26 protein-coding genes and 1 riboswitch are annotated in these 26,545 nt (G+C 44.1%); of the genes, 1 reads left to right on the top strand and 25 read right to left on the bottom strand.

What is annotated here, in order from left to right; all coding sequences use genetic code 11:
- Position 1: 1 nt before the first annotated feature.
- The 4 genes from gmk to AC20OE_RS12790 all read right to left on the bottom strand — a co-directional run bounded on the left by gmk (position 2) and on the right by AC20OE_RS12790 (position 4,606).
- The gene (gmk, locus tag AC20OE_RS12805) at positions 2 to 616 is read right to left on the bottom strand and encodes a guanylate kinase (RefSeq protein ID WP_024424214.1); all 615 of its coding nucleotides are present in this window, start codon (positions 614 to 616) and stop codon (positions 2 to 4) included.
- 9 nt (positions 617 to 625) lie between these two features.
- Complete coding sequence (gene remA / locus AC20OE_RS12800; protein ID WP_008344898.1) at positions 626 to 895, bottom strand: extracellular matrix/biofilm regulator RemA; 270 nt, start codon at positions 893 to 895, stop codon at positions 626 to 628.
- Positions 896 to 971: 76 nt separating this feature from the next.
- Complete coding sequence (locus AC20OE_RS12795; RefSeq protein WP_058837724.1) at positions 972 to 1,847, bottom strand: YicC/YloC family endoribonuclease; 876 nt, start codon at positions 1,845 to 1,847, stop codon at positions 972 to 974.
- A gap of 83 nt (positions 1,848 to 1,930) precedes the next feature.
- Positions 1,931 to 4,606, bottom strand: a complete 2,676-nt coding sequence (locus AC20OE_RS12790) for a calcium-translocating P-type ATPase, SERCA-type (protein WP_099663245.1) — start codon at positions 4,604 to 4,606, stop codon at positions 1,931 to 1,933.
- Between the two features lie 165 nt (positions 4,607 to 4,771).
- Here AC20OE_RS12790 and AC20OE_RS12785 point away from each other — a divergent pair, with 165 nt between their 5' ends.
- Entirely contained in the window at positions 4,772 to 6,481 is a 1,710-nt protein-coding gene (locus tag AC20OE_RS12785) for an Rqc2 family fibronectin-binding protein (RefSeq protein WP_099663244.1), read from the top strand.
- A gap of 35 nt (positions 6,482 to 6,516) precedes the next feature.
- Here AC20OE_RS12785 and AC20OE_RS12780 read toward each other — a convergent pair whose 3' ends face one another.
- The 21 genes from AC20OE_RS12780 to AC20OE_RS12680 all read right to left on the bottom strand — a co-directional run bounded on the left by AC20OE_RS12780 (position 6,517) and on the right by AC20OE_RS12680 (position 26,441).
- Positions 6,517 to 7,020: a precorrin-2 dehydrogenase/sirohydrochlorin ferrochelatase family protein gene (locus AC20OE_RS12780; protein WP_099663243.1), complete on the bottom strand. Its 504-nt coding sequence runs from the start codon at positions 7,018 to 7,020 to the stop codon at positions 6,517 to 6,519.
- A complete protein-coding gene (locus tag AC20OE_RS12775) occupies positions 7,001 to 7,786 on the bottom strand; it encodes a sirohydrochlorin chelatase (RefSeq protein ID WP_064498421.1) in 786 nt (261 codons plus the stop codon). Before AC20OE_RS12775 ends, AC20OE_RS12780 begins: the two co-directional genes overlap by 20 nt.
- Before the next feature lie 77 nt (positions 7,787 to 7,863).
- Positions 7,864 to 8,619: a uroporphyrinogen-III C-methyltransferase gene (gene cobA, locus AC20OE_RS12770; RefSeq protein ID WP_047202132.1), complete on the bottom strand. Its 756-nt coding sequence runs from the start codon at positions 8,617 to 8,619 to the stop codon at positions 7,864 to 7,866.
- A 29-nt stretch (positions 8,620 to 8,648) separates the two neighbouring features.
- Positions 8,649 to 9,242: an adenylyl-sulfate kinase gene (cysC, locus tag AC20OE_RS12765; protein ID WP_099663242.1), complete on the bottom strand. Its 594-nt coding sequence runs from the start codon at positions 9,240 to 9,242 to the stop codon at positions 8,649 to 8,651.
- Positions 9,243 to 9,256: 14 nt separating this feature from the next.
- Positions 9,257 to 10,393, bottom strand: coding sequence for a sulfate adenylyltransferase (gene sat, locus AC20OE_RS12760; protein ID WP_039178416.1), 1,137 nt, complete (start codon positions 10,391 to 10,393; stop codon positions 9,257 to 9,259).
- Positions 10,394 to 10,450: 57 nt separating this feature from the next.
- Complete coding sequence (gene cysP, locus AC20OE_RS12755) at positions 10,451 to 11,515, bottom strand: sulfate permease (RefSeq protein ID WP_047202130.1); 1,065 nt, start codon at positions 11,513 to 11,515, stop codon at positions 10,451 to 10,453.
- Between the two features lie 13 nt (positions 11,516 to 11,528).
- Entirely contained in the window at positions 11,529 to 12,230 is a 702-nt protein-coding gene (locus AC20OE_RS12750) for a phosphoadenylyl-sulfate reductase (RefSeq protein WP_047202129.1), read from the bottom strand.
- A gap of 45 nt (positions 12,231 to 12,275) precedes the next feature.
- Positions 12,276 to 12,380: a DUF2292 domain-containing protein gene (locus AC20OE_RS12745; RefSeq protein ID WP_369810469.1), complete on the bottom strand. Its 105-nt coding sequence runs from the start codon at positions 12,378 to 12,380 to the stop codon at positions 12,276 to 12,278.
- 116 nt (positions 12,381 to 12,496) lie between these two features.
- A riboswitch (SAM riboswitch) is annotated at positions 12,497 to 12,599 on the bottom strand.
- Between the two features lie 161 nt (positions 12,600 to 12,760).
- Positions 12,761 to 13,399, bottom strand: coding sequence for an orotate phosphoribosyltransferase (gene pyrE, locus AC20OE_RS12740; protein ID WP_039178408.1), 639 nt, complete (start codon positions 13,397 to 13,399; stop codon positions 12,761 to 12,763).
- 7 nt (positions 13,400 to 13,406) lie between these two features.
- Positions 13,407 to 14,111 (bottom strand): orotidine-5'-phosphate decarboxylase, encoded by a 705-nt coding sequence (gene pyrF, locus AC20OE_RS12735; RefSeq protein WP_099663241.1) that lies wholly within the window; start codon positions 14,109 to 14,111, stop codon positions 13,407 to 13,409.
- Entirely contained in the window at positions 14,083 to 15,015 is a 933-nt protein-coding gene (locus AC20OE_RS12730) for a dihydroorotate dehydrogenase (RefSeq protein ID WP_047202127.1), read from the bottom strand. The genes pyrF and AC20OE_RS12730 overlap by 29 nt, the downstream gene beginning before the upstream one ends.
- On the bottom strand, positions 15,009 to 15,785 hold the full coding sequence (locus tag AC20OE_RS12725) for a dihydroorotate dehydrogenase electron transfer subunit (RefSeq protein WP_099663240.1): 777 nt from the start codon (positions 15,783 to 15,785) through the stop codon (positions 15,009 to 15,011). Before AC20OE_RS12725 ends, AC20OE_RS12730 begins: the two co-directional genes overlap by 7 nt.
- Positions 15,782 to 18,997 (bottom strand): carbamoyl-phosphate synthase (glutamine-hydrolyzing) large subunit, encoded by a 3,216-nt coding sequence (gene carB, locus AC20OE_RS12720; RefSeq protein WP_099663239.1) that lies wholly within the window; start codon positions 18,995 to 18,997, stop codon positions 15,782 to 15,784. Before carB ends, AC20OE_RS12725 begins: the two co-directional genes overlap by 4 nt.
- Positions 18,982 to 20,076 (bottom strand): carbamoyl phosphate synthase small subunit, encoded by a 1,095-nt coding sequence (locus tag AC20OE_RS12715; protein ID WP_047202124.1) that lies wholly within the window; start codon positions 20,074 to 20,076, stop codon positions 18,982 to 18,984. The genes carB and AC20OE_RS12715 overlap by 16 nt, the downstream gene beginning before the upstream one ends.
- On the bottom strand, positions 20,073 to 21,359 hold the full coding sequence (locus AC20OE_RS12710; protein ID WP_059377076.1) for a dihydroorotase: 1,287 nt from the start codon (positions 21,357 to 21,359) through the stop codon (positions 20,073 to 20,075). The genes AC20OE_RS12715 and AC20OE_RS12710 overlap by 4 nt, the downstream gene beginning before the upstream one ends.
- On the bottom strand, positions 21,343 to 22,266 hold the full coding sequence (locus AC20OE_RS12705; protein WP_047202122.1) for an aspartate carbamoyltransferase catalytic subunit: 924 nt from the start codon (positions 22,264 to 22,266) through the stop codon (positions 21,343 to 21,345). The genes AC20OE_RS12710 and AC20OE_RS12705 overlap by 17 nt, the downstream gene beginning before the upstream one ends.
- 130 nt (positions 22,267 to 22,396) lie before the next feature.
- The gene (locus tag AC20OE_RS12700) at positions 22,397 to 23,725 is read right to left on the bottom strand and encodes a solute carrier family 23 protein (RefSeq protein ID WP_039178389.1); all 1,329 of its coding nucleotides are present in this window, start codon (positions 23,723 to 23,725) and stop codon (positions 22,397 to 22,399) included.
- Between the two features lie 155 nt (positions 23,726 to 23,880).
- Entirely contained in the window at positions 23,881 to 24,423 is a 543-nt protein-coding gene (gene pyrR / locus AC20OE_RS12695) for a bifunctional pyr operon transcriptional regulator/uracil phosphoribosyltransferase PyrR (RefSeq protein WP_024424234.1), read from the bottom strand.
- A 170-nt stretch (positions 24,424 to 24,593) separates the two neighbouring features.
- On the bottom strand, positions 24,594 to 25,508 hold the full coding sequence (locus AC20OE_RS12690; protein WP_039178386.1) for an RluA family pseudouridine synthase: 915 nt from the start codon (positions 25,506 to 25,508) through the stop codon (positions 24,594 to 24,596).
- A complete protein-coding gene (gene lspA / locus AC20OE_RS12685; RefSeq protein ID WP_024424236.1) occupies positions 25,505 to 25,972 on the bottom strand; it encodes a signal peptidase II in 468 nt (155 codons plus the stop codon). Before lspA ends, AC20OE_RS12690 begins: the two co-directional genes overlap by 4 nt.
- A 94-nt stretch (positions 25,973 to 26,066) precedes the next feature.
- A complete protein-coding gene (locus AC20OE_RS12680) occupies positions 26,067 to 26,441 on the bottom strand; it encodes a TraR/DksA family transcriptional regulator (RefSeq protein ID WP_059377074.1) in 375 nt (124 codons plus the stop codon).
- Positions 26,442 to 26,545 lie beyond the last annotated feature (104 nt).

Genomic DNA, 26,545 nt, shown 5'->3' with positions numbered 1-26,545 from the left:
TTTATTCTACCCCCAGCATTTTTTTATATCTCGGTGCGACTCTGTCTCTGCGCAGGTGTTCTGCAAGGACGATCGCTTTGATTCTTTCACAAGCAAGCTCGACATCATCGTTTTCAACGACATAGTCGTAAGCATCCATCATTTCAATTTCTTCTTTCGCAGCGGCCATTCGGTTTCGAATGAGCTCCTCAGATTCTGTACCGCGTGTAATGATGCGGTTTTGAAGTTCTGAAAGACTAGGCGGTGCAAGGAAAATAAAAAGACCTTCCGGGAATGCTTCTCTTACTTGAAGTGCACCTTGCACTTCAATTTCAAGGAAAACATCTTTTCCTTCGCTTAATGTCTGTTCAACATAGTCAACAGGCGTGCCGTAGTAATTCCCGACGTACTCTGCCCATTCTAACAGCTTTTTGTTTTCAATCATATGTTCAAATTCTTCCCTGGTTTTAAAGAAATAATCGACACCATTTCTTTCACCTTCACGCGGTTTGCGTGTCGTCACAGAAATAGAGTATTCAAATTTCGTATCTTCCTGGGAGAAAATGGCTTGTCTGACCGTTCCTTTTCCAACTCCCGAAGGTCCAGAGAGAACGATTAAAAGTCCTCTTTCTTTCATAATGGCGTATTACCCCTGCCCTTCATCTATGATTTCTTCTTTTACAGAAAGTCTTTGCGCGACAGTCTCAGGCTGAACGGCAGATAAGATGACATGGTCACTGTCCATAATGACAACAGCACGGGTTCTTCTTCCGTATGTAGCATCTATGAGCATGCCTCGATCTCTTGCGTCTTGTATCATTCGTTTAATCGGTGCTGATTCCGGACTGACGATCGAAATCATCCGATTCGCTGAAATGATGTTTCCAAATCCGATATTGATCAACTTTATGGTCATCTTCTTTCGTCCCCCTGTAATATAAACGTCTCTAGTCTCGCCGAAAGAGACGCACTGTAAACAGCATACACAATGACTATTCTATATTTTGCACTTGTTCTTTTATTTTTTCAATAGCACTTTTCATTTCAACCACCAGCTTTGTTAAATGGTGATGGTTCGCTTTTGATCCAATGGTGTTCACTTCACGGTTGAGCTCCTGTACAAGGAAGTCAAGTTTTCGGCCGGCAGCACCGCCTTGCAGCAAGATTTGCTGAAATTGCTGAAAGTGACTTTTTAATCTCGTAATCTCTTCTGTAATGTCGCAGCGGTCAGCAAAGATGGCAGCCTCTGTTGTCAGTCTGCTCTCGTCAAGCGCCTCACCGATCCATTCTTGCAATCGCTGATTCAATCGTTCTTTGTACTGACTCACAACCTCTGGTGCAAAGACTTTGATTTCTTCTGTATAGGCCTCTAGTTCAGAAAGCCTTAGTTCACAGTCTTTTTGAAGTGATGCTCCCTCTTGCTCTCTCATGAAGCAAAGCTCCTTGACAGCATCCTCGCAAGCTTCCATCAGCAGCTGCTCTAGCTGTTCATTTCGGCTGGCTGACTCTTCCACCTGAACGGCAAGCTCAAGCCCCAATAAGTCATGTGCATGCTGAATGCCTGAAATGTGATAGCGTTCCTCGAGGTCTTTTGCGGCTTTCATGTATTCATCAAGCAGCGGCCAGTCGATCTGTAAGGACCGGCTTGCTAGTTTACCGCCTTCAATCGTGACAAACAGCTCAATTCTACCGCGCTGCACGTGACGAAGAATGATCTTTTTTAATGTATCTTCGAAATATAAAAGCGGCCTCGGCAAACGGGCATGAACCTCTTTAAAACGGTGATTGACCGATTTTAGCTCAACTGACACTGTCAGTTCTCCATCCGTTTTACTCGCTTGGCCGAATCCCGTCATACTGCGTATCATGTTAAAACACCCAATTCTTTCATATTAATAAAATGAAAAAGGTAATAGCAGACACTATTACCTCAAAATTATACCATAATGAATTATTTTTTTCTTGTCAAAAGTGATCCTGCCAGTAAAAAAGTTGGCAGTGCAGACATCCCGATAATCAGCAGCCAATCAATTGGTGCAATCGCGACCGTTTTGAAAATTGGCTGAAGCGGCGGGTAATAAATGACCACAAGCATGAGTAAAAGTGATGACAAAACCGCACCGATCAAATAAAGGTTCCCAAATGGATTACGTTCAAAAATGGACCGTTCACTGCGGCAGTCAAATACATGAATGAGCTGCGCCAAAACAAGCGTACTAAATGCGACAGTCTGTGCATATTGCAGGTTGTTTGGATCGCGGTGATACACAAATATAAATGCCAAAAGGGTCGCAAGCCCGATGAGGAATCCTCTTGAGATGACCTTCCAGCCAAGCCCCCTTGCAAAAATGCCCTCTTTCACATTCCGCGGCTTTCTCTTCATGACATCGCCTTCTGGCTTATCCATGCCAAGTGCCATAGCCGGTAGACCATCTGTGACAAGGTTTACCCATAAGATTTGTATAGGAACGAGCGGAAGCGGAAGCGCGAGGAGCATCGCAAACAGCATGACCAAAATTTCTCCGACATTTGATGCCAGCAAATAGCGGACAAACTTACGAATGTTTTCATAAATATTTCGGCCTTCTTTAATGGCGGATTTAATGGTCGCAAAGTTGTCGTCAAGTAAAATAAGAGAAGACGCTTCCTTGGCTACGTCTGTACCAGTGATGCCCATGGAGATGCCGATATCTGCTTGTTTAATGGCAGGCGCATCATTGACCCCGTCACCTGTCATCGCTACAACATGACCATTTTTTTGATAGGCTTTGACAATTCTCAGCTTATGCTCAGGAGAAACCCGGGCAAAGACATATACATTTTCAGCCGTTTGCTCAAGCTCTTTGTCGCTCATTTGATCAAGCGCTTTTCCGTCGAGCACCTGTCCTTGCTTCGGTAAAAGGCTTAAGTCTTTTGCGATCGCTTTGGCCGTTTCCACGTGGTCCCCTGTAATCATGACCGTTTTAATGCCAGCATCCCGGCACTCTTTAATCGCTCGTCTGACTTCAGGACGCGGCGGATCGATCATGCCCTCTAATCCGATAAATGTTAAATCAGCTTCAGCCTGCTGGACAGAGGTGATTTTCTCTGTCAAACCGACTTTTTTATACGCAATAGCAATGGTTCTAAGCGCCTGTCTTGCTAAACCTTGAATCGCAGCTTCTGTTTCTTGCCTGTGAGTGGCTGAAAAAGAAGCTGTGCGTCCGCCGTGCATGATATGACTTGAACGGTTCATTAGTACATCCGGCGCACCTTTTGCAATAACATACCGCTCTTTTTGATTTGTTTCAACGACGACTGACATCATCTTTCTTTCTGAGTCAAAAGGAAACTCCTCGATAACATGAAATCCAGCTTCGATGAATTGCTCTGTAAAACCCGCTTTACGTGCTGCGGTAAGGAGCGCTCCCTCTGTCGGATCTCCATCAAGCCTCATCTCCCCGTCTTTTTCAACGATGGTTGATGTATTACAAAGCGCCCCGTATAATAACACCTTTTGCAGGCTTGGATGCTTGTCGGCATGGACGATTTCCCCGTTTAAGGTAAAGTCACCGGATGGCTCGTAGCCTGTGCCAGAAATATTCCACGTTTTTCCCTCTGCCCACACATGGGTCACAGTCATTTTATTTTGCGTCATGGTTCCTGTTTTATCAGAGCAAATGATTGACGCGCAGCCGAGTGTTTCCACTGCCGGGAGCTTTCTGACAATCGATTTTTGTTTGATCATCCGCTGTACCCCTAGGGAAAGGGCGACAGTGACGATCGCCGGCAGTCCTTCTGGAATCGCCGCCACAGCAAGAGATACACCCGCTAGGAACATATGATACAATTCATGTCCTTGCACTACACCAAGAACAACAACGAGCACCGTTAAAAATAAAGCAGCCACAATCAGAATTTTTCCAAGCTGCTCGAGACGCCTTTGCAGCGGCGTTTCCATATTACCTGCTGCATCCAGCATGCCGGCAATTTGTCCCATCGCTGTATTCATTCCTGTACCAATGACAACCCCTACGCCGCTGCCTCTAGTAACAAGCGTCCCCATAAAGGCCATGTTCGTCAAATCCCCGAGCGAAACATGGCCGCTTGAAAGTGGACTTGCGTGTTTGACCGCTGGGATAGACTCACCAGTGAGAGCGGACTCCTCAATTTCTAAGCTCTTTGTATCTAGTAACCTAATATCTGCCCCAATCCGGTCTCCGCTTGAAAATTTCACAATATCCCCTGGCACGAGATGTTTAGACGGGATCTTGACCCATTCATTATTTCTCCTTGCATACACGTGCGGAGTTGATAATTCCTTTAACGCTTGAAGGGATTTTTCCGCCCGGCGTTCTTGATAAAAGCCGAGTACACCATTAATCAAAACAATGGCCACAATCGCAACAGCATCAATGTATTCTCCTAAAAAGGCAGAAATGATTGTTGCAGCAAGCAAGATTAACACCATGAAATCTTTAAACTGTGCTAAAAAAATGATCAGAGCCGACGCCTTTTTTCCTTCCTGCAATTCATTTGATCCATGTTTTTCAAGCCGCTTTTGTACATCTTTTTCTGACAGTCCGTCACCTATCGATGTATTCATTGTTTTTAATAAATCGGTTTGGTTCAGTTCATGCCAATTCATTTGACCTCGTCCACTCCTCTTTTGTTCTCTCTCATATGCAGTGTTCTATAAGCCAGTTTATTCAGACTCGTCCTAAATCATGCTATAATAATAAGACTGCCTAAAGAACGAGAAAACGGAAGGTTCTTTCAGTAGATTTGTGTGAAAGAAGAGGGTGTATCCAACATGTCATTTGACGGCATTTTTACATATGGTATGACTAATGAATTGCAAAAGGCATTAACTGGCGGAAGGATTTCAAAAATCCATCAGCCATATAAACACGAGCTGATTTTTCATATTCGAGCAAACGGGAAAAATCATAAGCTCCTTTTATCGGCTCATCCGAGCTATGCAAGAGTGCAGCTCACCGAGCATCAATACGACAATCCAAGTGAGCCGCCAATGTTTTGTATGCTTCTCAGAAAGCATCTTGAGGGCGGCTTCATTGAACGTTTTGAACAGATTGGATTTGACCGGGTGATCGTGCTTCATGTGCGAAGCCGAAATGAAATCGGCGATGAGCAGACGCGTAAGCTTTACATTGAAATCATGGGACGTCATAGCAACTTCATTCTTGTAGAGGATGGAACGCAGCAGATCATTGATGGTCTGAAACACCTTTCTCCATCTGTAAACAGCTATCGAACGGTGCTTCCTGGTTATGAATACCTACTGCCGCCTGCGCAGCAAAAATTGAATCCTTTTGACGTGACAAAGGATGATATTTTGAAGCATTTACGCTTTCAAGAAGGAAAGATCGCCAATCAAATTGTCGATACCTTCTCTGGGGTTTCCCCGCTGTTTGCAAAGGAAGCAGTACACCGGGCCGGTCTTGCCAATCAAGAAACGATCCCAAATACACTGCTCGACATGTTTCAGCTCATTCGCATGCATTCTTTTACACCGCAGCTTACAAGAAAAGACGGGAAAGAGTATTTCTATTTATTAGAACTTCAGCATGTCCAAGGCGAGATGAAGACATTCGACTCACTCAGCCAGCTGCTTGACCGCTTTTATTTTGGAAAAGCTGAGAGAGACAGAGTCAAACAGCAGGCGGCTGACCTTGAACGGTTTGTCGTCAATGAAAAAAAGAAAAATGAAAACAAGCTAAAAAAGCTAAAAAGAACCCTTGAAGAATCTCAAGATGCACACAAATATCAGCTCTATGGTGAATTGTTAACAGCCAATTTATATGCGATCAAAAAAGGAGATAAAGAAGCGACTGTCATCAATTATTACGATGAAGACGGCGGAGAAATCACGATCCCGCTTAAAACAAACAAAACCCCTTCTGAAAATGCACAAGCATACTTTACAAAATATCAAAAGGCAAAAAATGCAGTAGAAGCTGTAAATGAACAAATTAAGCGGACACATGAAGAAATTACTTATTTTGAAGAGCTGATTCAGCAGCTGTCCTCTGCTTCGCCGAAGGATTTAGAGGAAATGAGAGAAGAGCTTGTTGAAGGAAAATATTTGCGCGCCAAACAAAAGCGTCACGCCAAAAAGAAAAAACCGACGGCCATTCAGCTCGAAACGTACGAGTCGTCCCAAGGCATTCCAATTTTAGTCGGAAAAAACAACAAACAAAACGAGTATTTGACTACAAAGGCAGCTGCTCGTGATGATATTTGGCTGCATACAAAGGATATTCCTGGATCACATGTCGTCATTCGTCACCAAGCACCTGATGAACAAACGCTGCTTGAAGCGGCTCAAATCGCCGCCTACTTTTCGAAAGCAAAAGAGTCCGGTTCCGTTCCTGTCGACTATACAAAAATCCGGCATGTGAAAAAACCGAACGGAGCAAAGCCTGGCTTTGTTACGTATGATCAGCAGCAAACATTATTTGTCACGCCTGACGAAGATCTTGTGCTCAAGCTGAGAAAATAAATAAGAAAAAGCCGATAAAATCCTGACATGAGGATTTATCGGCTTTTTCTTTGTCGTTTTTTTCTTTCGATATAAAGGGCATCAAGTGCGTCAATATCCTCTTGTTCAAGCAAGGATTCAATTGCCGCCGCCAGCTGTTTTGTCCGGGCGGGGCTTGCACCGCTTGTAGAGACTGAAATCGTCACTTTTCCTGCTTTGACAACCTTCGGCACCATCACATTGCCTAGCTCTGATTGGCTCACACAATTCACGAGTTGGTGAGGCTGTGCTGTTTGTGCAATCCATTCATTTACCGAAGGGTCATTTGTCGCAGCTACAATGAAAAATGCATCCTTCAAATCTTCAGCATCTACCTTCTTTTCCTTCCAATTCAATTGATATGTATCAATGAGGTGTGCCATCTCTTCAGAAAGATTAGGACTGACAACGATTATATGGCAAGGCTCCGTGCACAGCGCCTTTGCTCGTCTTAACGCCACCGATCCGCCGCCGGCAATGACCACTTGTTTATTGGTTAAATCAAGATGGACTGGAAGCATGGCTTTCTCCTTGGAAACGAAACGCATCGTCTTTGTTTAACATGGTTTCTTGCACGCGTTCAATATAAGCCGCTTTAACATGCGGATGAAAGCCAATATACCGGCATACCCGGACATCTTTCAGCTGATTTCTCGCCTGAGCGGCTTCACTTTCAATTTCTTTCATTAAAATTCCGGTAAACAGCAAGTAAGGAACGATATAGACAGGCCCATCGTCATCTGCTGATAACTGCGCGAGAACATCTCGATAATTGGGCTCACATGCTGTAATAAAACACGGAAAAACCTCTGCATGTGGAAGCAGACTTCTGACATCGTCTGCAATGCCAAACACATCTCGCTTCACATCCGGATCAGAGCTCCCGCGGCCAATTAAAAGAATCCGCGCCCGCTCGCCTTGATATCCTGCTTCTTCAATTCTCGCGGCAACCGCTTTTGTTACTTCTTGATTCACCCCGATTGGCTTTCCATATGTGACCTTCACTTGCGGAAATCGCACGCGCACTTTATCAATTTCGACCGGTATATCCGATTTGGCATGCATGGCAGTTAAAAGGAGGAGCGGGACGATGGCAATGTGTGTCGCTCCTTTTTTCACACAGGCCTCAAATCCTTCTTCTATAGAAGGATCCGTCAGCTCTAAAAAACAAATTTCTTGTATATCTGCTTTCACTAACGGCATACAGCTTTTCATAAAAGAAATGGCCTTATCTTGCGCCTCTTTTACTCGGCTTCCATGCCCAACATAAAGGACAGCTTGTTTCATGCGGCTCCTCCCTCTCACTTATTTCATCAGACGAAAAGACACGATGTATGTACGTACGTGTCTTTTCTCTATCATTCTCATTTCTCGATTAATGCGGGTTCAAACCAGTTCAGTTTTTGATGAAAATGAACGACATCTCCAACAACAATTAAACTTGGATGCTCGATCCCTTCTTTTTCAACGGTTTCAGACAGTGTCGCCACAGTGCAGCAAGTTGTCTTTTGCCTCGTCGTGGTTCCCCAGTGTATAAATGCAGCGGGTGTTTCTGGATCCCGTCCATTTTTTAAAAGCAGGCGCTGCACTCTTTCCACGTTTTTGACACCCATGTAAATCACAAGAGTATCAATCCCTGTAGCCAGCGCCTCCCACTTTTCTTCAAAATGTTCATCCTTTTGATAGTGACCCGTGACAAAAGCAACATTTGAGCTGAATTCACGGTGTGTCACAGGGATGCCCGCATAAGCAGCCGCTGCAATACCAGAAGTAATTCCTGGGACAACCTCATACGGAATTCCGTGCTCAGCTAAGCATTCGATTTCTTCACCGCCGCGGCCAAAGACAAAGGGGTCGCCGCCTTTCAGCCGAACGACAACGTTCCCTTCCTTTGCATGAGCCACAAGCGCTTCATTGATGGCTTCCTGTCTCATTGTATGATGATTTGGCAGTTTTCCGCAATAAATCAATTCCGCCTCTGGTTTGGCGTGGGCGAGAATGTCTTGATTGACAAGACGATCATATAAGATGACATCTGCCTGCTGTATCGCCTTATGGGCCTTTAATGTGATTAAATCTGGGTCTCCGGGTCCAGCACCCACAATGTATACTTTCCCCATCTTGCTTTTCTCCCCCTGCCATCAGGCGATTATTTCGTTGTTGCTTTTACATAATCAACAAGACGCTGTTTGGATTCCTCACGGGATAATTCCCCTGTATCTAAGACGAGCTCAGGCTCAGCTGGCTCTTCATATGGTGAATCGATTCCAGTGAAAAATGGAATTTCGCCGTTTCTCGCTTTTTTATATAACCCTTTTGGATCACGCTCTTCACACACGTTCAGATCACATTTGACAAACACTTCGTGAAATTCCCCATCTTCGACTAACTGTCTGACAATGTGGCGGTCTTCTTGAAATGGAGAAATAAAAGCAGTGATGACAATCGTACCTTGTTCCACAAATAATTTTGCCACTTCTCCGATTCGGCGGATGTTTTCTTTTCTGTCGTCATCTGAAAACCCTAGATCTTTATTGAGTCCGTGCCGCACGTTATCGCCGTCAAGAACGGTGACTTGATAGCCTTGTTCAAACAGCTCTCTTGCAGCTGCATTTGCAATCGTTGATTTACCTGATCCGCTTAAACCTGTAAGCCAGATAATGCCGCTCGTATGATTGTTTTTCTGTTGATATTCTTTTTTTGTAATAGATGCATCATGCCACACGATATGTTCGTTGCTCATGTCATACCCTCCCTTTAAGATACCGTCGTTTTTAATCCTTCGATTAATGTTTCAATGACTTCTTTTCGGCTGAACGTGCTTGGTGGTAATTCACCGTTTCTCAGCATCGTTCGAACTTTTGTACCTGAAAGAATGACATGCTCGCTTTTGTCGTGAGGACACGTTTTTGGTGTGGCCATCGCTTCACATGTATTACAGTAGAAGCTGTGTTCAAATTTTAATGGCGTAATACCGATTTCTTCGCTTGTAAATTGATCAAATAGTTCCTGCGCCTCGTATGTGCCGTAATAGTCACCAACACCTGCATGATCTCTTCCGACAATAAAATGGGTGCAGCCATAATTTTTACGAACAAGCGCGTGAAATATCGCTTCTTTTGGTCCAGCATAACGCATTGCAGCAGGAAAAACACCTAAAAAGACGCGGTCTTTTGGATAATAACCATTCAATAACACTTGATAGCTTTTCATTCTCACATCTGCCGGGATATCGTCAGATTTTGTTTCACCGACAAGCGGATTTAAAAATAAACCATCGACCGTTTCTAATGCTGTTTTTTGAATATATTCATGCGCACGATGAACCGGGTTTCTCGTTTGGAAACCAACAATGGTTTTCCAGCCATTTTCTTTAAAATGGCGTCTTGTTTCTTCTGGCTCATACGTAAATTGAGGGAATGGTTTTTCACTGCGTTTCGTCAGTGTAATTTTCCCGCCAATGTAAGTATCACCGCGTTCAAATAATTTTTTCACGCCTGGATGATTGCGGTCATCAGTTTTATAGATATTTACCGCTTCTTTTTCCTTATCTGGTGTGTATTGATCCTCTACTTCAATGACCCCATATACAGTTCCATTATAGGATAAGCGTACGATATCGCCTTGATGGATTTCCGCCGCCTTTTCTTTTGTCACTGGCAGTGTAATAGGAAGAGACCAAACGACACCACTTGCTAGCCGCATACTGCTCACAACTGCTTCATAATCAGCTTTTGTTAAAAACCCTTCAATTGGACTATATCCGCCAATTGCAATGAGTTCAAGGTCTGCAAAGGAGATCGCATCTAGTTCAATTTCCTTTGCAGCTGTGCTGAGATCATATTCTTCATTTACTCGATTAATTAATACGCCACCATGTGGTGTTAAACTCATTTGTTCATCTTCCTCTCAATGTTCATATTTATTAGATGTTAATAGTCGGATTTGTGATTAAATCCCGCCGCCCTGTTCATGAATAGAGCTGCTCTCATTTTTGACTGCCTTCATCAGACTCAGCGCACCAAGTGAGGCAAGCAGTACACTCATCATGATAAAGATAGAGTAATAGTCTCCTTTTAAGAAAAGGCTCACCAGCAAATACGATAGGCTGAGTGATAAGAAGGGTGACACCACCCACACTTTCAGCATTTTTTTCACAACATGTTTGTGAAAAATGTTTGGCCCGCCTTTTGCCATTCCAAGCCCGATAATAGACGAGGAGGTGATTTGCGTAAGCGGAACAGGCAGCCCAAAAATAGAGCTGACGATGACAAGCCCAGCACCGGTACTCGAAAGTAAAATCCCTTCGCCTGTTTGATAGCGGGTGATTTTCTTTCCGTTTGTTTCTAGTACCCTTCTCCCAAGCAAAAGGGCACCAAGTGCAACAAAGATCCCGCCGTAAAGAGTTCCTTGCCCGACTGACAAAACGCCTGACGCGACAAGCGGGCCGACCGCATTTGCGACATTGTTCATACCAGCTGAAAACGCCTCTAGAAATCCGCTGAGGATTAATACGACAGATAAAATAGCTGTGCCTTTTTTAGACAGCTTCCGTTTAGGGAACATTCTGATGATTTTGACGACAGCAAAGGTAAAAAGAAAGGCGAAAATCGGGATGATCACCCAAAATGCCACAATCACTAAAATGGATTTCACAAACAATACTTTATACGCGACTGCCACACCAACCACAGCCCCTACTGTGACCTCACTTGTTGATAAAGGGATCGCCATCAGATTCGCTATAAAAAGTGATAGTGCAGCAGAACCAATGATAATACAAACGATTTCAAGTGTAATGACTGATTCTGGCATAATACCAGAGCTGATCGTTTTGACGACCTCACCGCCGCCAATCACTGAACCTGCTAAAATCCCAACTGCACAAACGCTGAGCGCATAAATGGGCTTTTGAATCGCACCTGACCCGTACGCAATGCCCATAGAAGCAGCTGCTCCGCTTGCGCCTATGTTTAAAGCAAAGAATAGACTAAATAAAATTGCGGCGATTTCCATACATTATGCTCCCTTACTCATGTAATCCGCACTCTGTCTTTGCTGTGCCTGACCATCTGCCAGAACGCAGATCATCTGCAGTAAATGCTGGCTGTGTACACGGTGCACAGCCGATACTTGGATATCCTTGGTCATGCAGCGGATTATAAGTAAGTTCCTCTCTAGATGCATATCTCCATATGTCCTTCCACGTCCAATGGATAAGCGGACATACTTTCACTGATTTGAATTTTTCATCCTTATTTAAGAAATTCGTCCCTGCTCGTTTTGGTGACTGCTCTCTTCTTAAACCGGAAAGCCATGCTGGATAACCAGATAGGGCTTCTTGCAAAGGAATGACCTTACGCATATGGCAGCAGCTTTGAGGATTTGTTTTCCATAATTGTTCACCGTGCTGCTCATTTTGCTGTTCAACCGTCAGCTCAGGCGTTTTCAGTTCAATGTCTAAGCCCGGGTATCTTTCCTTTACCGCATCAATTGTGTCGTATGTTTCTTTAAAATGCAGACCTGTATCTAAAAAGACAATTTTCGCATCTTTTTTTACTTTTGCAATCAGATCAATCAGAACGATGCCCTCAATCCCAAAGCTGCACGCATATACGAGCTGGTCACCATAATGACCGTACGCCCATTTCAGTACAGACAGGGCTCCTTTATACAAATCATCTTCTTGAAATGTAATGGACGGCTCTTGCCAATTTTCATAAGTTAACATGATTTCTCCCCTTCCGGAGTACAGCTCATATTGCTTTTATCCGCACTACTTCAATCTAATTTTTTCGTTCTTTTCCACTTGAATCACTTGACCGTCCTGAACAATTAACGTTATTGAACCGAATTTCATATCCCCAATCAGTTCTTGCATATGCTTTACTAAGTCCTCATCCTGATTTTGTTTCACTTCCATCTCCTCTTCCTCCTCACCGTTAAAATAAAAAAACTTTCTTTCAGTCCGAAAGAAAGATGAGGAAGCTCACGATTTCCTTATCTTTCAAAATAGAATCATTTTGCAGGAAGTAGCACCTTGCGAATCGCAGGTTGCCGGGTTTCATCGGGCCAGTCCCTCCACCTCTCTGGATAAGAGTTTCAATTTGTCTTAAATATTAACACAATTCAAACAAAAGTCAACCCGACTTTATTGATAGGATTAGTTTTTATTAAAATTTGAGTCTATTTTACTATTTTTACCTAAATAAAAAACTGTGCGGGCAGGCACAGTTTTTGTTAACGATGGGCTTTCACTTTTCAGACCGTTTCTTCCATCCAAGATTCTGAGGAAGGATCTTGTCTCCAGCGTTTTAGTTTGTTCATCGCAGCAGGCTCAATCGCTTTCAGTTCAAGTGCCACGTCTGTCAATGTGTCATAGTCTGTTAGGGTGACATATGGAATATTTTTTTCTTGAAAGGCTGCCGCTGCTTTTGGCAGTCCGTATGTGAAGATCGCGGCAACTCCTAGTACCTCGCAGCCCTCATCTTGAAGAGCAGCGACCACTTCAAGCACACTGCCTCCTGTGGAAATAAGGTCTTCTACGACGACAACCTTTTGGCCTTTTGATACGGCCCCTTCAATTTGATTTCCTTTTCCATGTGCTTTCGGCTTACTTCTGACATAACACATCGGGATGTTCAAGCGGTCTGCTGCTAATGCCGCATGAGGAATGCCTGCTGTTGCAGTACCCGCGACAACCTCTGCTCCCTTGAAATGAGTGAGAATTAAATCTTTTAGACCTTCAGCAATGTCGTGTCTCACTTCTGGATATGACAATGTCAGGCGGTTATCACAATAGATCGGTGATTTTATACCGCTCGCCCATGTAAACGGTTCGTCTGGTTTTAATGAGACCGCTTTGATTTGTAATAGATGTTTCGCGATTTTTGATTTCATCTGGCAGTCACTCCCACTCTTTCAAAATTTGATGATAGGCTTCTATTGGTTTATCAGCTTTTGTGATTGATCTTCCGACAACGATTTGTGAAACACCTTGCTCTTTTGCATAGGCCGGTGTCGCTACGCGCTGTTGGTCATCGGTTTGATCATTCGGTAAGCGAATTCCTGGCGTTACAGTGAGAAAGGATGGTGAAATATGTTCATGAAGTGCTTTAGATTCATGAACAGAGCAAACAACCCCGTCTAGCCCACTTTCATATGCTAATTGTCCGTACCGGATAACAGTCTCTTGCAACGGATGGTCAATGAGTAATTCGTTTCTCATCATGTCTTCTGACGTACTAGTCAGCTGGGTCACTGCAATAATGCCCGGGCGGCTTTGTCCAGCAGGAGTCCCGCTTTCAAGTCCCTCTAACGCAGCCTGCATCATCCGTTTCCCGCCAGCAGCATGCACATTGACCAAATCAACACCAAGTGCAGCAAGCCGGTTCATCGCTTTTTGCACAGTAGTTGGAATGTCATGTAATTTTAGATCAAGAAAAATGCGGCAATTTTTTTCTTTCAGCGCATCAAGGATGGCAGGTCCTTCTTGGTAAAACAGCTCCATGCCAACCTTTACGAATAATGGAGTGCTTTCAAAACGATCTAAAAAGGCGTGGGCCTCCTGTCCTGATGGAAAATCAAGCGCGATGATGGGCAAGTGCTTCATGTTTCCAGCTCCTTCCGATGCATTCCTCTACAGATGAATAACCATATGCTGCTAACACATTTGGCAGCTCTTCAATAATTTCTGGGCAAATAAATGGATTCACAAAATTGGCTGTGCCGACAGCTACTGCACTTGCACCTGCTAGTAAAAATTCAAGTACATCTTCAGCACTTTGCACTCCGCCCATCCCGATAATCGGAATAGAAACCGCTTGACTCACCTCGTGTACCATGCGCACAGCGACCGGTTTGACAGCTGGTCCTGATAATCCACCTGTTTTATTGGCAAGGATGGGTTTCCCAGTTTTTAAATCTAAACGCATACCGATTAATGTGTTAATCATGGTGAGTCCATCCGCTCCAGCAGCTTCAATCGCTTGAGCAATCTCCACAATATTGGCTACGTTAGGTGACAGCTTGACATAGACAGGTACAGAAGAGACTTCCTTGACCGCTTTTGTCAATGACGCCGCCATATTTGGATCTGTACCGAAGGCAATTCCGCCTGTTTTCACATTTGGGCAAGAAATATTCAGTTCAAGGGCATGAACATTTTTTGCTTGGCTGATTTGCTTGGCTACTTCCACATAATCATCAACCTGTGAGCCAGCAACATTCGCAATAATAGGTGTATCAAATTGTTCAAGCCAAGGCAGCTCATTTTCAAGCACGCCTTTTAGACCCGGATTTTGAAGGCCGATTGCATTAAGCATACCAGCTCCTGTCTCGGCTACCCTTGGCGTGGGATTGCCAAATCTCGGTTCAAGGGTTGTGGCTTTGATCATGATACCGCCTAGCAATGATAGGTCATATAAGGATGCAAATTCTCTCCCGAACCCGAAGCAGCCTGATGCAGGGATGATTGGATTCTTTAAAGATAATCCGGGTAACTCAACGTTTAGCATGACAATGCCACCTCCTCTGCTTTAAAAACAGGTCCATCAAGACAGACTTTGACGTAAGGTTTGTCGAGCTGATCTGTATGACAGACACATGCAAAGCACGCACCAATCCCGCAGCCCATTCGTTCTTCCATCGAAATGTAGACGGGCTTATCAGGATACGTGTCTTTCAGTGCTTTGAGCATAGGTGTTGGACCGCAGGAAAGCAGCACATCAAAGCCCAGGTTTTGCTCTTTTATCACATCTGTTACAAAGCCTTTAGCACCGTATGTGCCATCAACCGATGCAATAAACGTATCACCGAGTGCTTGAAATTTCTCCTCGTAAAATACATCCTTTTTCGATTGAAAGCCGAGGACATGCTTCACGATGACGCCTTTTTTCGTTAAACGCTTGGACAGTTCATATAGAGGCGGTACGCCAATTCCGCCGCCGACTAGTAATGCCGTCTCTCCGGGCTGGACGACTGAAGGATCATACCCGTTTCCAAGCGGCCCTAATACATCGACTGATTCTCCCTCCCGCTTTTGGGAGAGGAGCTTTGTGCCCTCTCCCTCTGTGCGGTAAATGATGGTTGCTTCTTTTTGCTCGGCATGAATGTTGGCAATACTGATCGGTCTTCTCAGCAGCGGTGTCATGGATTCACTGACCTTTAGATGAAGAAATTGTCCAGCCGTTTGAAAGGAGTCCACAAGGTCACCTTTTAATGTCATTTCGTAAATATGATCAGCGATCTCTCGGTTCGAGACGACCGTCAAGTATGCTTTTTTCATATCGTTACTGTCACCTCAGCATTCGTTTTCACTTCTGGCATTTCATCCGCTCTAAATGTCATGCTCTCAAGCACTCTTAAAATGGCTTCTGCAGTATCTAAGGACGTTAAGCAGGCCACTCCGTTTTCAACAGATTCACGTCTAATTCTAAAGCCGTCTCTTGCCGGCTGTTTTCCTTTTGTTAAGGTATTGATGACAAATTGCGCTTCCCCGTTTCGAATGACATCGAGAAGGTTTTTGCCTTCCTCTCCGATTTTGCCGACCACACTTGATGGAATGGAGGCTTGTTTTAAATAATTCGCCGTTCCTTCTGTCGCTAAAATATGATAGCCGATTGAATGGAATCTTCTTGCGATCTCAAGTCCTTCTTCTTTATCCTTATCAGCCACTGTCAGAAGTACTGTTCCATCATTAGGAATTTGAATACCTGAGGCAATCAATCCTTTATATAGGGCTTTTTCGATCGTGACATCTTTCCCCATGACTTCACCTGTTGATTTCATTTCAGGTCCGAGTGTAATATCGACTCTTCTTAATTTAGCAAAAGAGAAGACTGGGACTTTAACGTACACTCCTTCTTGCTCTGTGTGAAGCCCTTCTTCGTAGCCATAATTTTTGAGCTTGTCTCCTAAGATGACTTTTGTCGCAAGGTTGGCCATCGGGATGCCTGTGATTTTACTTAAGAAAGGAACCGTCCGGCTTGATCGCGGGTTCACTTCAAGTACATACACTTCGCCTTTTGATAGGACAAACTGGATGTTTAAAAGCCCAATAATGTTGAGTCCTTTTGCAAGCTTGATCGTGTATTCTGCGATCTTCGCTTTGATGTCCTCAGACAATGTTTGTGGCGGATAGACTGCAATCGAGTCACCAGAGTGAACTCCGGCTCTTTCAATGTGTTCCATAATGCCTGGGATCACGACAGTTTCGCCATCAGACACGGCATCTACTTCAATTTCTTTTCCTGTCAAGTACTTGTCAATTAACACTGGATGCTGCGGATTGACCTTCACCGCATTCTCCATGTAGTGAAGAAGCTCGGCTTCTTGATACACAATTTCCATCGCGCGGCCGCCTAATACATAGGAAGGACGGACAAGGACTGGGTAGCCAATTTGATTGGCAATCGCTACTGCTTCAAGCACAGACGTTGCTGTTTTTCCTTTAGGCTGGGGCACGCCAAGTGTTTCTAACGTTTGTTCAAACTTGTCCCGGTTTTCTGCGCGGTCTAGGTCTTCTAGAGAAGTTCCAAGAATTTTAACCCCTCTATTTGATAATTCATCTGCTAAGTTGATCGCTGTTTGCCCGCCGAACTGAACGACAACTCCTTCAGGCTGTTCAAGGTCAATGATATGCATCACGTCTTCTACAGTGAGTGGTTCAAAGTAGAGCTTATCTGAAATACTAAAGTCTGTTGAGACCGTTTCAGGGTTGTTGTTAATAATGATCGCTTCATAGCCTGCTTGTTTAATTGCCCACACAGAGTGAACGGTCGCATAATCAAATTCTACCCCTTGTCCAATTCGGATAGGACCTGAACCTAATACGATAACGCTTTTCTTGTCTGTACGTTCTGATTCATTTTCATCTTCATACGTGCTGTAGAAATAAGGTGTCTCTGATTCAAATTCTGCCGCACATGTATCTACCATTTTGTATACAGGTACAATGCCTGCTTCTTGTCTTAGCTTGTAGACATCCGCTTCGTTCATATTCCACTCGCGGCTAATGTAGATATCTGAGAAGCCTTTTTCTTTCGCTTCTTTTAATACGTCTGTATTGCCTTTGTTTTCTTTTAATGTCTTCTCAAAGGCGATGATGCCTTCCAGTTTATGAAGGAAGAAGTAATCAATTTTTGAGAATTCGTGTATTTGTTCGACTGTATAGCCTCTTCTAAGCGCCTCAGCGATATAAAATAATCGTTCGTCTCCCGCTTTGATAATCCGTTTTTCAAGCACTTCATTTGTGATGTCTGCTTCATCTTTTAATTCAATGTGATGCACATCAGCTTCAAGTGAGCGTACAGCCTTTAGAAGAGACTCTTCTAATGTGCGGCCGATCGCCATGACTTCACCAGTTGCCTTCATTTGCGTACCAAGACGTCTGTTGGCAGATTCAAATTTATCGAACGGCCAGCGCGGTATTTTTGAAACGATATAGTCAAGTGCAGGCTCGAAGGCTGCATAGGTTTTACCTGTGACTGGGTTCATCATTTCATCAAGCGTTAAGCCGACTGCAATTTTCGCTGCCAATTTGGCAATTGGATAGCCTGTCGCTTTTGACGCAAGCGCAGAGGAACGGCTCACACGCGGGTTTACTTCGATGATATAGTATTGAAAACTGTTTGGATCAAGTGCCAGCTGAACGTTACAGCCGCCTTCTATGCCAAGTGCGCGGATCAGCTTAAGCGACACATTGCGAAGCAGCTGATATTCACGATCACTTAACGTTTGGCTTGGTGCTACAACAATACTGTCACCTGTATGGATACCGACAGGGTCAAAGTTTTCCATGTTACAAACAACGATTGCATGGTCACCGCTGTCTCGCATGACTTCATATTCAATTTCTTTAAAGCCTGCAATGCTTTTTTCAAGTAAGCATTGTGTAACTGGGCTTAGCTTCAGGCCGTTTTCAACGATTTCCTTCAGTTCTTGCTCGTTTGTACAAATTCCGCCGCCCGTTCCACCTAATGTATAGGCTGGTCTGACGATGACAGGGAAACCGATTTGATCCGTAAACGCCATTGCTTCTTCCAGGTTATGAATGATTTCACTTTCTGGTACAGGCTCATTTAGTTCATTCATCAAATTACGGAATAAATCTCTATCCTCTGCTTTTTGGATGGCTGACAGCTTTGTACCGAGTACTTCAACGCCGCATTCAGCTAATACACCAAGGTCTGACAATTCAACAGCAAGGTTTAATCCAGTTTGCCCGCCAAGTGTTGGCAAGATCGCATCAGGGCGTTCTTTTCGAATGATTCGTGTTAAAAATTCTGGTGTCAGTGGTTCGATGTATACCTTATCAGCCATTTCTGTATCTGTCATGATGGTCGCAGGGTTAGAGTTCACAAGAACGACTTCATAGCCCTCTTCTTTTAGTGCTAAGCAAGCCTGTGTACCTGCATAGTCAAACTCCGCTGCCTGACCGATGATGATAGGACCTGATCCGATTACTAAAATCTTTTTGATGTCTACGCGTTTTGGCATACTTCTTCCCCTTCTTTCTCAGTCGTATGAATCATTTCCATGAACTGGTCAAATAAGTAGTTTGCATCTTCTGGACCCGGTGATGCTTCTGGGTGGTACTGAACAGTGAACGCTGGTGCTTCTTTATGTTTTAATCCTTCAATCGTATTGTCGTTTAAGGCAATATGTGTGACTTCGAGCACGTCTTCGTTAATCTTGCTAACCGTGTAGCCATGGTTTTGAGACGTGAGTGTCACCTTGCCAGTTGCTAGTTCTTTCACCGGATGGTTCGACCCTCTGTGACCAAATTTCATTTTTTCTGTGCTTGCACCGCACGCTAGAGCAAATAACTGATGTCCGAGGCAAATACCAAAGAGCGGCACCTTTCCAATCAATTGCTGAATCATCTCAACGGCTTCTGGTACATCCACAGGATCTCCAGGTCCGTTTGAAAGCATGATGCCATCAGGCTTTAGCTGCAGCACTTCATCTGCAGTGATGTTGTATGGCACCACAATAACGTCGCAATCACGTTTATTGAGCTCGCGCAAAATGCCGTGCTTCATGCCGAAATCGACAAGGACAATTCTTTTTCCTCTGCCTGGGCTTGGGTACGCATTTTTCACAGATACTTGACTCACCTGATCAGTTGGCAGCTGCAATGTTTGAAGGCGGCGGACAACGTCTTCCACTTGTTCATCAGGTCCTGCAAACGCCCCTCTTAAAGTCCCTGCACTTCGAATCATTCTAGTCAGCTTCCGTGTATCGATTCCGCTCAGCCCCGGAATGTTTTTCATTTTTAAATATTCATCGAGTGAGTATGAAGAGCGCCAGTTTGAGGGCTTTTCACAAAGCTCTTTCACAATCAGCCCTTTCACAAACGGTGTGATCGATTCAAAATCGTCACGGTTAATGCCGTAGTTGCCGATAAGCGGGTAAGTGAGTGTGACAATTTGTCCGCAGTATGATGGATCAGATAAAATTTCTTGATAGCCCGTCATCCCTGTATTAAAGACGACTTCTCCGACTGATGGTTCTAAGCTGCCAAAGCCTGTTCCTTCGAATACTGTTCCGTTTTCTAGCACTAAGCGTCTCTTCATTTTACTAGTCTCCCCTCTTCATAAACGACTTTCCCAGATGCAAGTGTCATGACTGGCCATCCTGATACAGTCAATTTGTCAAACGGTGTATTTTGTCCTTTTGATAAGAAGCTTGTTTTATCGATTGCCATTTCTTTGTTTAAATCAATGAGTGTAATATCAGCTATGTGTCCTTCTTCAAGCTTTCCGTATGGAAGGGAAAAGGCTTCTGCTGGTTTGATTGTCATATAATCAACGAGTTCTTTTAATGTCCATTCGCCTGTTTTGACAAATCGTGTATACAGAAGCGGGAACGCTGTTTCAAGTCCCACAATTCCAAACGGGGCACGCTGCATGGTTTCGTTCTTTTCTTCTTCTGTATGCGGCGCATGGTCTGTGGCGATGAAATCAATCGTTCCATCTAACAGTCCCTCGATCAATGCCTCGCGATCCTCTTTCCCTCTGAGCGGCGGGTTCATTTTATAGTTTGTATCAAGACCTGGAATGTCCGTATCACACAACAGCAGGTGATGCGGTGACACCTCAGCCGTCACACGGATGCCTGCTTTTTTTGCATCGCGTACGACTCGCACAGATTCTTTCGTACTGATATGACATACATGATAATGACAGTTCGCTGCTTCTGCTAAAAGAACATCTCTTGCAATATGCACCGATTCACAGATTGACGGTATTCCGTTTAACCCATTTGCTTTTGAAAATTCTCCTTCATGAACGCACCCGCCGTAAATGAGCGAGTTATCTTCACAGTGCGCCACAATCGCTTGATCAAGACTTGCTGCCTGTTTCATCGCTTCGTACATCATGCCTGCTGTTTGGATACCGACACCGTCATCTGTAAAAGCAAAGGCTCCTGCTTCTTTTAGTGCTGCAAAATTCGTCATCTCTTCCCCAATTTGTCTCGTTGTGATGGAGGCGTATGGCAGTACTCTAACAGATGAGGTTTCTTCGATTCGATTCATGAGCCATTCCATTTGCTCTTTTGTATCTGGAACCGGTCTTGTATTCGGCATCGCTGCAATGGTCGTATATCCACCTCTTGCGGCTGCTTTAGAGCCTGTTTCAATTGTTTCCTTTTTCTCTCCGCCTGGCTCTCTTAAATGCACATGCAGATCGATCAAGCCTGGTGACACAAATAGCCCTGCTGCATCAATAACCTCTTCTCCGTCTTCTCTTTCTAGGTGACCCATCGCTTGAATCACTTTTCCTTTTACCCTAATATCCTGCTGCACTCTTTCACCTGTGCTTGTTAAGATAAAACCGTTTTTAATGAGATATGACATAGACAGAATCTCTCCCTTTTTGATGTAGTGTGCTATTTTGAAAAGCTCTTTTTAATACGGCCATTCGGATATAAACACCATTTTCCATTTGCTTGAAAATCCTTGACTGCTTGGACTCTACTAATGAATCATCTATTTCAACACCTCTGTTTACTGGTGCTGGATGCATAATAATCGCGCGTTCTTTCATTTTGCTGGCTCTATCTACTGTTAATCCATAAGTTGATAAGTAATCATCACTGCCCATTTTTTCAGCGTGCCGCTCATGCTGGATTCTGAGCAGCATCACCACATCAGATTGTGCGATGGCTTCATCTACTTGGACGTACGTTCCGTGAGGGTTTTGTTCATCCTGGAAGGAAGCAGGTCCTGAAAAGAGGACTGTCGCTCCCAGTCTTGAGAGAACCTCAGCATTTGACCTTGCTACCCTGCTATGTTTGATATCTCCATGAATCGAAATCGTTAAGCCTTCAAAGCCGCCAAACTCTTCAAATATGGTCATGAGGTCAAGCAGTGATTGGGTTGGATGCTGTCCGCAGCCATCTCCTGCATTGATGATGGGAATTCCAACCTTCCCGATCAGCTCGTTATAATATTCATCGGTGCTGTCTCTGATCACACATGCCTTTACTCCGATTGATTCCAGTGTTTTTACCGTATCGTAAAGTGTTTCGCCCTTTTGAACGGAGGTGCTTGCCGCATCTAAGCTCAGGACATTCATCCCTAGTTTCTTCTCGGCTACTTCAAAGCTAAAACGTGTTCTTGTGCTTGGTTCAAAGAAGAGGTTTGCCACAAATTCTCCGGCTAGTCCATGTTCTTGTTTCCCCTTTTTGAGTGCCGCTGCTTCTTCAATCAGCTGTAAAATCTCTTCTTTAGACAAGCTGCTCATTGTCGATAAATCATTCATTTTTTCTTCCCCCTCTAGTTTTTCATCACTTTCAGGTTCAAAAAAACCCTAAGCCTCGGCAGCTTAGGGTTCTCCAAAAGAAGCAGCGGCACTTTCGTGCATTCTGCTCCATTTAGAACCCTTGTCAGCCTCACTGGACTTCTTTTAAAAGGTTTTCTGTATTTGATTCATTTGACTCGTCATCTTCCGCTTTTTGATGCGGCAGGATCAGGTTTAACAGGACACCCGTAATCGCAGCAAGTGCCATTCCAGATAGAGTGAGATTGATTTGTTTCACCTCAATAAATGCCCCGCCAATTCCGATGACTAGGATGACTGATGCGATAATGAGATTACGCTTTTCTTCAAAATTCACTTTATGATCAATCAGGATTCTCAGGCCGCTTGAGGCAATGATTCCAAAGAGCAGGAACGAAACGCCTCCCATCACCGCGGACGGCACTGTACTGATTAATGCTGAAATTTTTCCTACAAAACCGAAGCAGATCGCAAACACTGCTGCTCCGCCGATGACGAAGATACTGAACACTCTTGTGATGGCAAGTACGCCAATGTTCTCTCCATAAGTTGTTGTTGGTGGTCCGCCAATAAGTGAAGCGAAGATGGTCGCCGCACTGTCTCCTAAAATGGAGCGGTGAAGACCTGGTTTTTTAATAAAATCTTGTCCTACGACCTTACTTAACACCACTTGATGGCCGATATGCTCAGACATTGTGACAAAGGCAACCGGCACCATCACTGTGAGAATGCTTAAGGTCACAGCAGGTGTATAGTCGACAAATGGTACGACGAAGTCTGGTACGGCAAACCATTTTGCGTCAATGACCGGCTGGAAGTTCACAATGCCTTGAGTTAAGGCAAAGAGATAGCCGCTGATTATGCCGATTAATACTGGGATTAAGCTAAGGAATCCTCTTAGGAAAATCATACTGATAATCGTGACAGCCAGTGTGAAGCCAGCGACCATTAAATGCTTGAGGCTGTAAACTAACTCAGTAGCATTCGGATCAACATACATCGCCATGTTGACTGCTGTTCCAGCGAGTCCAAGTCCAATGACCATAATGACTGGTCCTACAACAACCGGCGGCAGAAGCTTCATCAGCCAGCCTGTGCCGAGCCATTTAATGAACAGGGCGATAAGCGCATACGCAACACCCGCCATGAAGGCGCCAACCATTGCGGCTCCAGGGCCGCCCGTTGCTTTCACATTCAGTATGGGGGCGATGAAGGCAAAGGACGATCCAAGATACGCCGGAATTTGTCCTCTTGTGATGATTAAGTAAACAATCGTTCCCACACCGCTTGAGATGAGCGCGACGGCTGGACTCATATCAATGATTTTTGGTACAAGAATGGTTGCACCAAACATCGCAAACAAATGCTGCAGGCTAAGTGATAGCCATGTGAATGGTTTTGGGATATCTCGAATGCCTAAATTGGCTTTTTGCTGACTCATGATTTTCCTCCTAGATGTGTCCTTTTTCATTAAAAAAGCCTCTTTGCGAGTATGCGCAAAGAGGCCTAGAAAAACCAGACACGTCATGTTAGCCGTGTGCTCGGTGTCTCTGTTATTGCCCTCTTTGCAAACTCTCTGGAATGCATTTAAAAAGGTTATTTTTCGTATATAGCGACAAGGTCGTTTTGATCTACTTCATTCAGTTGAACCATAACGGTCTCTGCTTTTGATGTCGGAATGTTTTTCCCGATATAATCCGCTCGAATTGGCAGCTCCCGGTGTCCCCGGTCGACGAGCACAGCCAGCTGAATGGAAGATGGTCTTCCTACATCCACAAGGGCATCCATAGCTGCTCTGACGGTTCTGCCTGTAAACAGGACATCGTCAACGACAATGAGTGTTTTGTCATTAATGTCAGCTGGGATGTCTGCTCCCTTTACAAGCGGGTCTTGATTGTCTGTCTTTTTTGTCAGGTCATCACGGTATAGCGTAATATCAAGTTCACCCACAGTGACTGGATTTCCTTCAATTTGCTCGATGCGCTCTGCAAGGCGCTTTGCAAGATGTATGCCTCTTGTCTTGATCCCGGCAAGGATGACATCCTTCATCCCTTTGTTGCGCTCAATCATTTCATGTGCAATTCGGGTAAGCGCTCGTCTGATCGCTTGTTCATCAAGAATGACTGCTTTTTGTTCCATCTTTTACACCTCTTTTTGACAAATAAAAAGCCCCTTCTGCAAAGGGCAGAGAGGGGCGTTCATTTGTGCATACTCGTGCACAAATTGATCCGTTATCCTTCTCAGCCTCTCTGGACTGTTTTAAAGAATCTCAATTTCTTCGTTTATTATTTCAAAAAAAGAACGGCCTGTCAATCGTTATTTCTTAATGAATCGATAAAGCCCCGCATATCAGCTGGAATTGGTGCTGTGAACTCGATATATTCTCCTGTTCTAGGATGATCGAATCCTAAAACACCTGCATGCAGCAGCTGTCCATTAAAATCGACTGTTTTTCTCGGCCCATATTTCGGATCTCCTGCAAGAGGGTAGCCGATATATTTCATATGAACACGAATTTGGTGTGTTCTTCCTGTTTCAAGACGGCATTCGACAACCGTGAAGTCTTTAAAGCGTTCAATCACATCAAAGTGAGTGACGGCCTGTTTTGCATTTTCTTTTGTGACCGTCATGCTTTGGCGGTCTTTTTTGTCTCTGCCAATTGGTGCATCAATTGTGCCTGTATCATGCTGGATAATACCGTGGACAACCGCCGTATACTTTCTTGTGACGGTTTTAGCCACCAGCTGATTGACGAGTGACTCATGTGCGATATCGTTTTTTGCAACCATTAACAGCCCAGACGTATCTTTATCAATTCGGTGGACAATTCCAGGACGCATCACACCGTTAATCCCTGATAAATCGGTACAATGTGCCATCAGACCATTTACAAGTGTACCTGACACATGACCTGGCGCTGGATGAACGACCATTCCTCGTGGTTTATTTACGACTAACACATCTGCATCCTCATAATAAATATCAAGATCCATTGGTTCTGCTTCTACATCTAGCGCTTCCGGATCTGGAATCTCCACTTTGATTTGATCCCCAGCTTGTACTTTGTAATTGGCCTTTACTTGTTTCCCGTTTACTTCGATCAGCCCATCTTTAACCCATTGCTGGACTTGGGTTCTTGACCATTCTGGTTCTGTTGTGCTTAGAAATTTATCTAGCCGTTCACTCGTTTGTTCTTCTGAAACGGCAATATTTACTTGATTCATGTAGTTGACTCCTTATTTTTCTTTCCATCTAACAGCATTTGAATGAAGAGCAGAATAACCCCTACACAGAGAGAAGAATCTGCAATATTAAAGATTGGGTAGTGATAATCCCCAAATACGAAATGAGCAAAATCAACCACTTCCTGACGGAAAATACGGTCGATAAAGTTTCCGATCGCTCCGCCAAGCATTAAGGCCAGCGCTACTCCAAGCAGCTTGTCCTTTTGTCCATGTTTTTGTAAGTAATAAACAATTCCCGCAATAACAACGAGTGTGATCACATAGAAAAACCACATTTGCCCTTGGAGAATTCCCCATGCGGCTCCTGAATTTCGGTGAGACGTGATATAAAAGAATCCATCAATAACTGGAACAGAATCTCCGAGCATCATATTTTTGACAATGAGCCATTTTGTTAATTGGTCTAAACAAATGATAACGAATGCGATTATGTAATAGAACACACACGTTCCTCCATCTTCATACTTTGATCTTTAAGCATTTTATCAAGAAAACAGGAAGGAGTAAAGAAACTTTAGTTGACAGACAAAAACCTCCCTACATGTGGAAGGCTTCAAAATGAGGATCATTTGATTCGGAAGGATAAGGAGTGAATGCTTTTTTCTCGTATTGCTTATGATATAAAAAGTCGTCAGCCGTGCGGGCGGTAGGAAGAATGCTCATTTGTTCAAGCGGAATCATATTACCTGTCGCCTCACATATGCCATAGGTCCCTTGTTCGATCTTTGCAATAGCGAGAGACACATCTTGCAGCTCTTCTTTGATGTGATAAAGAAGTGTGGTCGTTTTAACGTCATTCAACGAGACATGCTCAGCGGGTGAACGAAATGATGCGTATTCAAACAGTTTAGATTGCAGCTCTTCTTTTATTTGAAGGAGTTCCGTGTAAATCGTCTCTAAATCGCCATTCATGTCGCTATTTCAACTCCTGCCCTGTCGTGATAATCATATTGTTGCCCTGCCTGGTTACTTTAAAGCCATAAGATTTTTCCTTTCGTTCTAAACGCTGTCATTTT

It is taken from the genome of Bacillus sp. SRI_025 (assembly GCF_057592095.1).
The sequence above is the reverse complement of the archived record's forward strand: the minus strand, read 5'-3'. Positions and strand labels throughout refer to the sequence as shown.